General features: G+C 71.4%; 14 protein-coding genes and 1 pseudogene. 7 read left to right on the top strand and 8 right to left on the bottom strand.

What is annotated here, in order from left to right; translation table 11 throughout:
* Positions 1-60 precede the first annotated feature (60 nt).
* From ACZ6JY_RS02110 to ACZ6JY_RS02100, 3 genes are read left to right on the top strand one after another with little or no spacing between them, the layout of a single operon-like run.
* Positions 61-780 (top strand): peptidoglycan recognition protein family protein, encoded by a 720-nt coding sequence (locus tag ACZ6JY_RS02110; RefSeq protein WP_469191287.1) that lies wholly within the window; start codon positions 61-63, stop codon positions 778-780.
* A gap of 2 nt (positions 781-782) precedes the next feature.
* The gene (locus tag ACZ6JY_RS02105; RefSeq protein ID WP_469191285.1) at positions 783-1037 is read left to right on the top strand and encodes a holin; all 255 of its coding nucleotides are present in this window, start codon (positions 783-785) and stop codon (positions 1035-1037) included.
* A 20-nt stretch (positions 1038-1057) separates the two neighbouring features.
* Positions 1058-1366, top strand: coding sequence for a hypothetical protein (locus tag ACZ6JY_RS02100; protein WP_469191283.1), 309 nt, complete (start codon positions 1058-1060; stop codon positions 1364-1366).
* Positions 1367-1581: 215 nt separating this feature from the next.
* Here the strand turns inward: ACZ6JY_RS02100 and ACZ6JY_RS02095 are convergent, their stop codons facing one another.
* The gene (locus ACZ6JY_RS02095; protein WP_469191281.1) at positions 1582-2031 is read right to left on the bottom strand and encodes a hypothetical protein; all 450 of its coding nucleotides are present in this window, start codon (positions 2029-2031) and stop codon (positions 1582-1584) included.
* A 26-nt stretch (positions 2032-2057) separates the two neighbouring features.
* On the opposite strand from ACZ6JY_RS02095, the gene cutA reads away from it, so the two are divergent.
* Positions 2058-2384: a divalent-cation tolerance protein CutA gene (gene cutA / locus ACZ6JY_RS02090; protein WP_469191279.1), complete on the top strand. Its 327-nt coding sequence runs from the start codon at positions 2058-2060 to the stop codon at positions 2382-2384.
* Here the strand turns inward: cutA and ACZ6JY_RS02085 are convergent.
* Complete coding sequence (locus ACZ6JY_RS02085; protein WP_469191277.1) at positions 2381-3652, bottom strand: XRE family transcriptional regulator; 1272 nt, start codon at positions 3650-3652, stop codon at positions 2381-2383. The genes cutA and ACZ6JY_RS02085 overlap by 4 nt on opposite strands.
* A 177-nt stretch (positions 3653-3829) precedes the next feature.
* Between ACZ6JY_RS02085 and ACZ6JY_RS02080 the strand changes: the two genes are divergently transcribed.
* Entirely contained in the window at positions 3830-4003 is a 174-nt protein-coding gene (locus ACZ6JY_RS02080; RefSeq protein ID WP_469191275.1) for a hypothetical protein, read from the top strand.
* A 382-nt stretch (positions 4004-4385) separates the two neighbouring features.
* Positions 4386-4616, top strand: coding sequence for a hypothetical protein (locus ACZ6JY_RS02075; protein ID WP_469191273.1), 231 nt, complete (start codon positions 4386-4388; stop codon positions 4614-4616).
* An 11-nt stretch (positions 4617-4627) separates the two neighbouring features.
* On the opposite strand, the gene ACZ6JY_RS02070 is transcribed toward ACZ6JY_RS02075, so the two are convergent.
* Positions 4628-4861 (bottom strand): helix-turn-helix domain-containing protein, encoded by a 234-nt coding sequence (locus ACZ6JY_RS02070; RefSeq protein WP_469191271.1) that lies wholly within the window; start codon positions 4859-4861, stop codon positions 4628-4630.
* A 211-nt stretch (positions 4862-5072) separates the two neighbouring features.
* On the opposite strand from ACZ6JY_RS02070, the gene ACZ6JY_RS02065 reads away from it, so the two are divergent.
* Complete coding sequence (locus ACZ6JY_RS02065) at positions 5073-5264, top strand: hypothetical protein (RefSeq protein WP_469191269.1); 192 nt, start codon at positions 5073-5075, stop codon at positions 5262-5264.
* A 73-nt stretch (positions 5265-5337) separates the two neighbouring features.
* On the opposite strand, the pseudogene ACZ6JY_RS02060 reads toward ACZ6JY_RS02065, so the two are convergent.
* The 5 genes and pseudogenes from ACZ6JY_RS02060 to leuS all read right to left on the bottom strand — a co-directional run.
* Positions 5338-6411 (bottom strand): annotated as a pseudogene (locus ACZ6JY_RS02060) (ComEC/Rec2 family competence protein); the annotation flags it as partial.
* The gene (locus ACZ6JY_RS02055) at positions 6411-7241 is read right to left on the bottom strand and encodes a ComEA family DNA-binding protein (protein WP_469191267.1); all 831 of its coding nucleotides are present in this window, start codon (positions 7239-7241) and stop codon (positions 6411-6413) included. The gene ACZ6JY_RS02055 and the pseudogene ACZ6JY_RS02060, both read right to left, overlap by 1 nt.
* 433 nt (positions 7242-7674) lie before the next feature.
* On the bottom strand, positions 7675-8520 hold the full coding sequence (locus ACZ6JY_RS02050) for a DegV family protein (protein WP_469191266.1): 846 nt from the start codon (positions 8518-8520) through the stop codon (positions 7675-7677).
* Positions 8521-8608: 88 nt separating this feature from the next.
* Positions 8609-9349, bottom strand: a complete 741-nt coding sequence (locus tag ACZ6JY_RS02045; protein ID WP_469191264.1) for a hypothetical protein — start codon at positions 9347-9349, stop codon at positions 8609-8611.
* Between the two features lie 139 nt (positions 9350-9488).
* On the bottom strand, positions 9489-12389 hold the full coding sequence (leuS, locus tag ACZ6JY_RS02040; protein WP_469191262.1) for a leucine--tRNA ligase: 2901 nt from the start codon (positions 12387-12389) through the stop codon (positions 9489-9491).
* Positions 12390-12579 lie beyond the last annotated feature (190 nt).

Genomic DNA, 12579 nt, shown 5'->3' with positions numbered 1-12579 from the left:
CTGCCCGCCCTCACGCCCCGAGCCGATACGGCCGGGGCTTTCCTCATGCCCGGAGGCTTCGTGAAGCTGATCTCTCGCACCCAGTGGGGTGCGCGCGCCTACCGCACCCCGAACGGGGCGACGCCGTATAGCCGCGCCCGCCGCGGCGTGAAGCTCCACTACCTCGGCTCCGCCTACAGCGACCGGCCGCACGAGAAGTGCGCCGCCTACGTCCGGCAGATCCAGGCGCAGCACATGGACGGCAACGGCTGGTCCGACATCGGCTATTCGTTCATCGTCTGCACGCACGGCTCCGTGTACGAGGGCCGCGGCCTGCGTCGCCGCAACAGCGCGAACGGCTCAACATCTCTCAACGAGCAGGACTACGCGATCTGCCTCCTCGTCGGCTCGTCCGGGCTGACCGAGCCCACCGACGCGCAGCTGCACGGCGCCCGCGACGCCATCGACTACTGCCGCGGAAGCGGACCGGCCGGTGCGTGGCTCGGCGGGCACCGCGACGGCTACGCCACCACCTGCCCCGGCAACGCCATCTACGCCTGGGCCCAGCAGGGCGCACCGCGCCCGAACAGTGAGGAGCTCGACATGGACAAGGCCGACGTCTTCGACGCGGTGTGGGACCAGGACAAGGCGCCCGCCCCGTCCACCTCGTCCACCGCGAAGACCAACCCGCGTTGGAAGCCGATCAGTTTCCTTAGGGAGATCTACGACGCGGTGACCAAGCTGCGCGCGGAGGTTTCCTCGCTGCGGGGCGAGGTCGCCGCCATCAAGAAAGGGGTCTGACCATGGGCACCATCGCGTTCTGGAAGGCCACCGCCGAGCGCGCGGTGCGCACCTTCGCTCAGTCTTCCCTCGCGCTGATGGCCGGGGACGGCATCGGCATCCTCGACGTCGACTGGGGAGAGGTGGTCTCGGTCGGCGGCCTGGCCTCCCTCGTCGCTGTCCTGACCGCGATCGTCACCAGCGGCGGACCTGTCGGCCCCGGCCTCACCGAGACCGTCGCCACGGCGGACACCCCGCGCCGGCCTACCTCAATCTGAACTGAGGGGAGGCCCTACGCGTGACCGATGAGCCGACTACCGGGGAAGTCGTCCGCCGCCTGGAGGACGTCCGCCAGGACCTGAAGGAGGACATCCACGGCGTCGTCACGCTCGTCGCGCTGAAGGTGGACAACGAGATCCACCGTCTCGGCCAGGAAGCACAGGACGAGCGGCACACCACCCTCGTCGCCCGCGTGGCAAAACTGGAGGAGCAGGCAGCGGAAAGGGAGCGCCAGCGGCTCGCGGACCGCCGCCTGATCTTCTTCTCCCTCGTCGTGCCCGTGTTGCTCCTGGCCATCCAGCTCTACAACGCCAATCGGGGGGCCTGATGAGCACGCATAGGCCCGCCCGGCGGGACCCCGTTGCGCTGCTCCTGGGCGGGCTGCTTGCGCTCCTCGTCGCGTACATCTGGTGGCAGACGTCGCAGCTCTCCCACGACCTGCGCACCGCCAACGGCGCGCGCGACACCCTCGCGCGGCAGGTCCAGGGCCTCGGAGCAAAGCCCATCACGGGTCCGCCAGGTAGCCGCGGCGACGCCGGCCGTTCAGTCGTCGGGCCCCGCGGTCCTCGAGGAGAGCCCGGCGAACCAGGACCCGTAGGCTCGAGCGGAAAGCCAGGGGCCGAGGGAGACAAGGGCGCCGCCGGGGCCAACGGCACGGACGGCGTCGGCGAGCCCGGGGCCGACGGTGAACCGGGCGCATCTGGCGCAGAGGGAGTGGCAGGCCCGCCCGGTGCGCAGGGCGAGCCCGGCCCGGCTGGACCACAGGGGGAGGCCGGGCCCGCTGGCGACGACGGCCGCGACGGGCAGACCTGCCCCGACGGGTACAGCCTCCAGCCGCCCGCTGACGACCCAGCCGCCCTCGTGTGCCGCCGTGACGGCGCACCCCCACCGGATCCCGACCCCGAGCCCAGCCCACAGGCCGCGCTCGACCCCACCCGGCGCCAGTACTGACAGAGCCCCCATCGCCTTCGGGCGGTGGGGGCCTTTCGTCATGCCCACAGGCGGCTACCCTCACCGTCATGGCTGACTACGTGCAGGTATCAACCGCGACAGAAACCCGTGACGCCGCCGTGGAGTTGGCGCGCACCGCAGTGCGCGACCGGCTCGCCGCCGGTGCTCAGATCATCGGCCCCGTGACGAGCGTGTTCTGGCACAACGGCGAGTTCGGCACCGGTGAGGAGTGGCAGCTGCTCCTGAAGACCACGACCGAGCGCTACCCAGAGCTGGAGAAGCACCTCGTCGACAACCACCCGTGGAAGAACCCCGAGGTGTGCGCCACGCCCATCGTGTCCGGCGCCGAGCCCTGCCTGAAGTGGATCCGCTCGTCCACCACGCCCGCCGACTAGCTGCGGGCCTGCTCGACCACTTCGGCGACCGCGGGCAGGGACCCATGCCTACCCGACAGTTCCGCCAGGACCGGCGCCAGGCGCTGCCGCGGTCGCACCGAAGCCACACCGTCCGCCAAGGTCAGGGCGCGGCTGGCCACGGCCGCCGCCTGTTCTGGCTCCCCGGCCGTCACGTATGCCTGAGCCAGCCAGGAGGAGTACAGGGCTTTGTCCCGTGCGTGGTAGTCGTCGTAGCGGGCGAGGGCGGCTTCCAGGACGGGCACGGCCCGCAGGGGGCGGCGTAGCTCGGCCCAGCACCGGCCCGTCATGATGTCCAACTCGGTGCGGTCCACCCACGCTACCCAGTCGGGTTGAGGCTGCTCGGCCACATCGTCCAGTGCGTGATTTGCCGCGGCCAGTGACCGCTCTGCCTCGGTCGGCATGTCGGCTACAGCGCAGGCCCACGCTCGCCGCTCGTGCAAGAGCGCCCGCACGCCGGCGGGTGTGCGTCCGTCGATCGCCTCCGTCGAGCGGCCCGCGATCTCGGCCCCGGCTCTTCGGTCCCCGCCAAGCCGCTGGTAGGCCAGAAACGCCAGCGCATTCCCCGCGAGGCTGCCATCGTCTGCGTCCAGGGCGGCGGTTCGGCTGGCTTCGTACAGGCTGGTCGCGTCTGCCGCACGGCCTCCGTCGAAAGCTGCCCATCCGGCCTGTTGTGCCTGCTCGGCGAGAAGGGACAGCAGCGATCGGCCGGTCGCCTCGTCGTAACTTGCCTCGCGCAGCAGTGCCTTGGTGCGTTGGTACTCGGCGGTGTACACGGAATAGGTGTCGCCGCCCCCGAGGACTTCATCGAGGCGCCGCAGTCTGGCGGTGCGTTCACGTAGACGGGTAACGGTGGACTGCCCGACGCGGCCGTGCGGCGCGGGCATGGCGACGGCCAGCCCAGCGGCTAGCAGACGACGGCGCCGCAACAGGTCCTCCTCCGTATCGCTGCCCTGCGCGCGTTCCCACGGGCGTTCGGACAAGCCCAGCATGAGGCCCGGGATACGGAGCGCGTCGCTGATGGTGACGATCTTGTCGAAGGATGCCACCTTGCCCTGGCCTCGCGCGAGGGTCCCCACGCGGTCCGGCTTGATATCGCACTCCGCCGCGATCTGTGAGTAGCTGATGCCCGCCCGCTGGCGCGCGAGCCGGAAGACGGATCCGAAGTCGTGGCACTCGATGGCGGCACGCAGCTCGGGATCCTCCAGCAGCCATACGGGCAGAGCGGTCGGCGGCCTGTATCCGGTCATGCGCAGCACTCTTCCGTGCGGTCACTGCCTGTGGCGGCAACTCCGGGGATCCCTACCCATCATGGGTATACCCGCGCGGGGGAGGAAGGGTTACGGCCACTCCTGAACAGTGAGGCGTGAAAGCCCTGGCGACCGCGTGACCGGCCCCAGGGCGTGGCCGACCGGTAAGGAGTCGACATGGCCGAGCGTAGCGAGTCCAGAGGGACTGCGGCAGTGGCGGAGTCCGTCGCCGGTCTGGCGTACCGCGCGCTGCTGGACCACTTGGGAGGGTGCGGCAGGTGCGCGGCGAACTGGCGTGCGTGCCCCACCCGGCGGGCGCTCTCTGCGACGCTGCGCGAGGCGCGGCGATGAGCGACCGCGTCGTGATCCCCTGCATCTGCCACATCCGAAAGCAGGGAGCAGAGTTCCGGTGCACCCTCCCGCCGCAGCACACCGGGGGGCACCGGCACGTCTACCAGCGCATCGACTGGCCGCGCCGCTCAGGCGAGACGCAGGCCAGCTGAGACCCCCGCCCGTGGCTATGTCGGAGCCGCTAGCGGGAACGGGCGGCCGCTCTGAATGCGCGGAGAGCGGCCGCCTACCCCCATCGACCGGAGGACTCATGGCCACCCCACCATTCCACTCCCCTCCCCTCTGCGGGCGATGCGGCCATACGGTCCGTGAAGAAGTCGAGGAGTGCGAGCCCTGTATGTGGGAGACCACATCGGGGCCGCCAGTCCCGGGGTACATCCACGTGTCCAGCTGTCCCGGGGAGCGGGTACCTCTGCCCTGCACGCCGTGTCTGCTCCTGCTCCTCGACGGGCGGACCGACGAGGCGCATCTCTGCGCGCTCACGTCCGCCGTCGCCATCGAGGGGACGCTCCTCGTGGTCGGCCCCGAGTCGGACTGCACGTGCGCGTGTCAGCGACCGATGGAGGAGAGCGAGGCGCTGCGGGCGGCGCGGGCGAAGGCAAGGGGGGCGTAGGCGCGCGGTGCCTACACGAGGTCGCGGAGCGGGACGTCGAGGGCGTCGGCGATCCGGATGAGGGTGTCGAGGAGGGGCGATGCGTGGCCTTGCTCGATACGCGCGTAGGTGGCCCGATCCATAGGGATGGCCAGAGCGACGGCCTGCTGGGTCAGGTTGGCGTGCTCGCGGGCGGAGCGGATCTTTGCGCCGATGGTCCGTCGCCGGATGAGGACCCAGTCTGGCGATTCAGTGGAGCGCGGCACGCGTCTACGCTCACTGGCTCATGATCAAAAGTATGCAGGGTCTACCCTACATTTGTCGATCATGTGGCCCCTTTGTGGATCCCGTGCGAATAGTGCACACGTTCGAGTGACCCCGGGCATATCCCATTGCATAGGCCAATGACGTGCCCAAGCATGACCTCAACCCCCTGCGATCTTCCCCCGGCCCCACAGCTCTGACAGGTGCCCCCCTATGACCGAGCAGCCCATCCGCCTATCCCAGTCGCAGGCCTCGACCATCGACTTCGCGCGCCGCGACCTCGAACTCGTACGGGCGTCAGACTTGGCCCAACTCAACAGCACATCCCTCCTGCTCCAGGTTGAACGCTTGACCTCTCGGCTCGATGATGTGCTGCGGGTGCTCGACGAGGTCACAAGCACATAGCTGCACCTCAGGGGCCCGTCCTCCCTCACGAGGAACGGGCCCTCTCCGTATGCAACCCATCTCTTTGCCTTAGATTGGCGCCGCTGACGGCCAGCAAATGAGTCAGATCCGTCGCCCGGAACGCCTGCTCCAACTCGGCGGGCACCCGCGAGGTGTCCCCGATCACGAGCCCCGGCAGCAGCGCCCGGGCATCGGCCGGCAGTCCGTCCGTGGCCTCCCGCAACCCCGCCCGCAGTCCACCGGCGAGCCGCTGCGCCCGGGAGGGCGGCCCGATCACGTGCGGCGCCCGCCGCCCCGACACCCGCAGCACCGCCGCGGCCCTGCCTCCCTGCGGCAACGGCGGCGCCAGACGCCCTTGCACCCGCAGCCGCGTCGACGGCAGCAGAGCGAGCCAGGAACTACTGCCGGGGTCCCCGGCTTCGGGCTCCCGCGCGTCGCTCCCCCGCGCGTCGCTGCCCCGCGCCTCCGACGCCGAGCTCACCGTTCTGTCCGCGACCCCGCCCGGAGGCGCCTCCGCGGCCCTACTCGTGCCCCCGTCCTCAGTCCTTCCTTCCGTCCGCACGATGACCAGCACCGGCGCCCGCGTCACCGACTCCGACCCGTCAGCCTTCGTGAGGCGCACGACCTCGGCGTCCAGCAACACGGCGGGCGGCATCGCGTGCGCGCTCGCCGTGCGGGGCCGGGTGCGACGGGGATCGGACGTGACCCGCAGCTCCGCCTCCACCTCCGCGTACTCCCTCGCCGAGGCGGGCACCGGTCCACGACGCAGGTCCGCCCCGTGCAGCGCCGCGGAGCCGGCCGAAGCCGCGGTACACAGCAGCACGGCCGCCACCGTCAGCCGTCCCCAGAGGGGGCGTCGCCCCGGCGTTCTCCCGCGCTCCGATACGGCGTGCGACGGCCCCCGCGCCGCACGCGCCGTCCGCGCCACCAGCAGGGCTCCGGCCACCACCACGCAGGCCACGACCGTCGTGACCGCCCATCGGGGTGGGGCGTCCAGCATCAGCGCTGCCGTCGCCCACGCCGCCAGCGCGGGCGGCACGAGGCGGAGGTCGACCGGTCCCTCCTGCCGGGGATGCGAGGCGCCCAGGTGGTTGCCCGACGAGAGGTGGACCGCCTCGCGCGCCGTCCCGGCCCCGGTGCCCGGCATCATGGCCGTACGAGATCCTGGAGATCGGCGAACCGCCGGTCACCGATGCCGTTGACCTCGCGGAGCTCTTCGACGGAGCGGAAACCGCCGTGCTCGGTGCGGTAGTCGATGATGTGCTGAGCCAGGACCGGTCCGACGCCCGGCAGTTCGTCGAGCTGCGCGGCGCTCGCCGTGTTCAGCCCGACCGGCCCCGCGGCAGCCGCCGCCCCGCCGGCTCCGGCGCCACCCGCACCGGTCCCACCCGCGCCGGTCCCGCCCGGAGCGGCCGGCACGGCAGGGGCGCCGACGACCACCTGTTCGCCGTCCAGCAGGACCCGCGCACGGTTGAGCCCACCGAGGTCGACACCGGGCCGGACCCCACCGGCGGCCCGCAGCGCGTCGGCCACCCGGGAGCCGGCGGGCAGCCGCTGCACCCCTGGGTGACGCACCTTTCCGCTGACGTCCACGACGACCCGGCCGCCCTGCGCACCGGCCGCCGCGACACCGCCGGCCGCAGTCGTGCTGCCCCCTTTCGGCGCCGCACCCGGCGAAGGAACCGGTTCCGCACCGCGCTCACGGGCGCCGCCCGCCTCACGCACCACGTCAGGCGGCCGCACCGACTGCGTACGCCCCGCCCAGAAGTGCTGCGCCGCGAAGACCGCGGCGACGGCAAGGACCACGACGAGCGCGACGACGCCTCGCCGCTCCAGGCCGCACCGCGACTGCAGCCACACCGGCAGCCGCTCCCGCACGGCGAGCCCCGCCCGCTCCCGACGCGAGGGCCGCCCCGCCACCGCCTGCCCATCGGTGTCGGGCTCCTGCTCGGCGTCCCCTTCCGGCGCACTTCTCACCTCGGGCAATTCGGCAGGCACGGCCTTCCCCGCCCACTGTGGCCCGGGCACACACGGCGGCGCATGTGCCTCACCAGCAGCCGCTACGTCCAGCCGTGCCGAGGCGGGCGGCGGCTGTGGCTCGGGGAAGAGGTTCTCCGCGCGCAGCCGCACGGCCTCCACGGTGGCACGCCTGCGGCGGGCCCTGCCTCGGGCGTGCCGGCTCTGCGCACGGCCGTCGGATGCGGGACCGCGGCCGGGGCCGCTCGTCGCGGAGGGCGCCCGAGGCGTCCGGGCCGCGGAGGTCACGTGAGGTGTCCGGGAAGGAGATCGAAGAGTCATACCGACGACGTTAGGCAGCATCGCCCGATCGCGATGATCTTGGGCAAAACCCGTGGATCACCGGCCAGTTGTGGATAACTCCGTCACCCGCACGAGGGGTTTCGCGCCCCGCCTACCGAGGCGAGATCACAGCCCCCAGCAGCCCCGGCCCCGTATGCGCCCCGATCACCGCGCCCACCTCACTGACGTGGAGGTCCGCCAGGCCCGGCACCCGCTCGCGGAGGCGGTCGGCGAGGGTCGACGCGCGGTCCGGCGCGGACAGGTGATGGACCGCGATGTCGACACGGCCGGCTCCCGCGCGCTCCACGACGATCTCTTCGAGGCGGGCGATCGCCTTTGACGCCGTCCTGACCTTCTCCAGCATGTCGATGCGGCCGTCGTCCAGCTGCAGCAGCGGCTTCACGGCCAGCGCCGAGCCGAGAAGCGCCTGCGCCGCGCCGATGCGGCCGCCCCTGCGCAGATAGTCGAGGGTGTCGACGTAGAAGTAGGCGGAGGTGCCCGCGGCGCGCTTCTCGGCCGCCGCCACCGCCTCCTCGGCCGAGGCTCCCGCCTCGGCGGCCTCCGCCGCCGAGAGGGCACAGAAGCCGAGGGCCATCGCGACCATTCCGGTGTCCACGACCCGCACCGGGACCGGCGCGTCCTTCGCCGCGAGGACCGCGGCGTCGTACGTACCGGAGAACTCGGCGGACAGATGGAGCGAGACGATGGCCGTGGCGCCCGCCTCGGCGACCTTCCGGTACGTCTCCGCAAAGACCTCCGGGCTGGGCCGGGACGTCGTCACCGGCTTCCGCTTCTGCAAGGCCTGGGCGAGGGAGCGGGCGGAGATCTCGGTGCCCTCCTCGAGCGCCCGACTGCCAAGGACCACCGTCAGGGGCACCGCGGTGATGCTGTGCCGGTCCATCGTCCGCTGCGGCAGATAGGCCGTTGAATCCGTGACGATCGCGACATGGCGGGACATGAGCTGGAGGTTACCCGTCTGACCGGCGGGGCGGCAGTCCGGCCCCCGCTCACCCTGCCCCGGGGCGACGTGCCGGGTCACGGGCGGCTCAGGTCGTGCTCTCGGGCTTGGCCTGCTTCTCCCACGGATAGGTGACCGGCGGCTTGGGCGGGGTGATCGCGGGCCGCTGCGGCTCTTGCGTCTCCCGCGCGGAGGCGGGGGACGGCTCGGACCAGGTCTGCTCGGAGGCCTTGCCGGGCGCCGCCGGCTCCGGCCACGCAGCGGGCGGCTGCTCCGGCACGGGCTCCGTCGCCCAGTGGCGCAGGGCGCCCGCCTCCAAGTCGATCTGGGTGCTCAGCGAGTCCAGGTCGTCGTTGGCGAACCGGTGGGCGCGGTCGCGCGCCACCCACCGCAGCGAGTCCGCCGCCTTCGTGATCTGCTCGGTGCGCTCCCGCAGCTCGGGGAGGCGCGCGGCGAGGGCCGCCTTGTCCGGGTCCCGCTCCAGGCGCCGCAGCTCATCGTCCAGCTCGTGCCCATGGGCGCTGAGCCGGTCGAAGAGTCCGAGGGACTCCTTCAGCGAATTGTCCTCGACCGCGCCCGCGCGCAGCACGTCCTGCGTGGCCCGCATCGACGTGCGCAACGACAGGCGCAGCTGCGCCAATTGCGCGGCGCTGCCGACCTGCGCGAAGCTCCTCGCCCGCAGCGTGGTGTCCTCCACTGTGCGGCGGGCCTCCGAGATGGTGCGGTCGACTCCCCGCTTGGTCGCCTTGACGACCTTCACCGTCGCGTAGATCCCCGTCACCAGGAACAGTACGACGAGCAGCGCCACGATTGCGCCCACGGCTTCCATGACGCCCCTCTCCGATTCGCGTCCGCTCCTGCGACCGTCCTCCCACCGTAAACGGAGAAGGCAGGCCAGAGGTTCCAGCGGAACCCCCAACCTGCCCGTAGGGGATGACCCCCATGCCGCCCCCGCGGGGCGGTTCCGGCTACGCGGGAACGATGTTCACCAGCTTCGGCGCCCGCACGATGACCTTGCGGATACCGGCGCCGTCCAGCGCGGCGACGACCCTGTCGTCGGCCAGGGCCACCTGCTCCAGCTCCTCGTCGGAGATGGCGGGAGAGACCTCCAGGCGCGCCTTGACCTTTCCCTTGATCTGCACGACGCAGGTCACGGCCTCGTCCACGACGTACGCCGGGTCGGCGACGGGGAAGTCCTGGTGGACGACCGAGTCGGTGCGGCCCAGCTTGCGCCACAGCTCCTCGGCGATGTGCGGGGCCAGCGGCGCGATCAGCAGCACCAGGCGCTCGGCGACCGAGCGCGGCACCGGACCCGCGGCCTTGGTCAGGTGGTTGTTCAGCTCGGTGATCTTGGCGATGGCGGTGTTGAACCGCATGCCGTCCAGGTCCTGGCGCACGCCGTCGATCGCCTTGTGCAGGGCGCGCAGGGCGGCCTCGTCGATGTCGGCCTCGGCGGTGTCCGCGACGGTGACCTCACCGGTCGACTCGTCGATGATCAGACGCCACAGCCGCTGCAGCAGGCGGTACTGGCCGACGACCGCGCGGGTGTCCCACGGGCGGGAGACGTCCAGGGGACCCATCGCCATCTCGTACAGGCGCAGGGTGTCCGCGCCGTACTCGTCGCAGATCTCGTCCGGGGTGACGGCGTTCTTCAGGGACTTGCCCATCTTGCCCAGCTCGCGCTTGACCGGCTCGCCCTCGAAGAAGAACGTGCCGTCGCGCTCCTCGACCTCGGTCGCGGGCACCGGGAAGCCGCGGCTGTCCCGGTAGACGTAGGCCTGGATCATGCCCTGGTTGTACAGCTTGTGGAACGGCTCGGCCGACGAGATGTGCCCCAGGTCGAACAGGACCTTGGACCAGAAGCGCGCGTACAGCAGGTGCAGGACGGCGTGCTCGGCGCCGCCCACGTACAGGTCGACGCCACCGGTCGGCCGGTCCGCCCGCGGGCCCATCCAGTACTGCTCGACGGCCGGGTCGACCAGCTTCTGGTCGTTGTGCGGGTCCAGGTAGCGCAGCTCGTACCAGCAGGAACCGGCCCAGTTGGGCATGGTGTTGGTCTCGCGGCGGTACTTCTTGGGGCCGTCGCCCAGGTCCAGCGTGACGTTGACCCAGTCGTCGTTGCGGGACAGCGGCGTCTCCGGGGAGGTGTCCGCGTCGTCCGGGTCGAAGGTGCGCGGGGAGTAGTCCTCGACCTCCGGCAGCTCCAGGGGCAGCATGGACTCGGGCAGCGAGTGGGCGACGCCGTCCTCGTCGTAGACGATCGGGAAGGGCTCGCCCCAGTAGCGCTGGCGGCTGAACAGCCAGTCGCGCAGGCGGAAGTTGACGGTGCCCTCGCCGATGCCGCGCGTGGCCAGCCAGCCGGTGATGCGGGCCTTGCCCGCGGTGACGTCCAGGCCGTCCAGGGAGATCTCCTGGTTCGCGGAGTTGATCAGCTTCGCCTCGTAGGAGGAGAAGGCGTCGTCCCACGTGGCGGTGTCGGTGCCGCGGTCGTCCGACGGCTCGACCACGCAGCGCATCGGCAGGCCGAAGGCGCGCGCGAAGGCGAAGTCGCGGCTGTCGTGGGCGGGGACGGCCATGATCGCGCCGGTGCCGTAGCCCATCAGTACGTAGTCGGCGATGAAGACCGGGACCTGCTCGCCGCTGACCGGGTTGGTGGCGTAGACGCCGGTGAAGACGCCGGTCTTCTCCTTGGCGTCGGCCTGACGCTCCACGTCGGACTTGGCCGCGGCGCTCGCGCGGTACGCCGTGACGGCCTCGGCGGGCGTGGCGTGGCCGCCGGTCCAGGTCTCGTGGGTGCCCTCCGGCCAGGCGGCGGGCACGACCTTGTCGACCAGCTCGTGCTCGGGCGCCAGGACCATGTAGGTGGCGCCGAACAGGGTGTCCTGGCGGGTGGTGAAGACGGTGATGGCGTCACCCTCGGTGCCCACGGGGAAGCTCACGCGGGCGCCTTCGGAGCGGCCGATCCAGTTGCGCTGCTGCAGCTTGATGGCCTCGGGCCAGTCCAGCCCGTCCAGGTCGTCGATCAGCCGGTCGGCGTAGGCGGTGATGCGCATGTTCCACTGGCGCAGCTTGGCCTTGAAGACGGGGAAGTTGCCGCGCTCGGAGCGGCCGTCGGCGGTGACCTCCTCGTTGGCCAGGACGGTGCCCAGGCCGGGGCACCAGTTGACGGGCGCGTCGGAGGCGTAGGCCAGGCGGTACTCGCCCAGGATCTCCGCGCGCTCGGTGGCGTCCAGCTCGCTCCACGCGCGCGTGGTGCCCGGTACGGGGCGCTCACCGCTCGTGAACTGCGCGACCAGGTCGGCGATCGGGCGGGCCTTCCGGGCGTCGGCGTCGTACCAGGAGTTGAAGATCTGGACGAAGATCCACTGGGTCCACTTGTAGTACTCGGGGTCGATCGAGGCGAACGAGCGCCGCTTGTCGTGCCCCAGACCCAGCGCGCGCAGCTGGCTCTTCATGTTCGCGATGTTGGCCTCGGTGGAGACCCGCGGGTGGGTGCCCGTCTGCACGGCGTACTGCTCGGCGGGCAGGCCGAAGGCGTCGAAGCCCAGGGTGTGCAGGACGTTGTGGCCCGTCATGCGCTGGAAGCGGGCGAAGACGTCCGTGGCGATGTAGCCCAGCGGGTGGCCGACGTGCAGGCCCGCACCCGAGGGGTACGGGAACATGTCCATGATGAACTTCTTGGGCTTGGCGACCAGCGCGGCCTCCGCCTCGTCCCGCGCGGCCATGTCACCGCTGGGGTTCGGCGCCTCGTAGGTGCCCTCGGCGTCCCAGAAGTCCTGCCAGCGTGCCTCGATCTCAGCGGCCAGGGCGGCCGTGTAGCGGTGCGGCGCGGCCACCTCGGAGGCGGCAGCAGAATTCGTCTCGCTCATGATCCTCAAAGCTCCATCGATCGTCTCTGCCTGCGGAATTGACCGTGCGGGTCAAATAAAAATGCCCCTCGCACAGGAGGGGACGCCGCGCCGATTCCGACCGCGGTTCACCGGCGGTCGGGACTGATCAACGCGGCCCGCTAAGCAGAAGGCGTACGGCACGCATGGCGTCAGGGTACCGCAGCCCTCC

It is taken from the genome of Streptomyces sp. NPDC046335 (assembly GCF_055587985.1).
The sequence above is the reverse complement of the archived record's forward strand: the minus strand, read 5'-3'. Positions and strand labels throughout refer to the sequence as shown.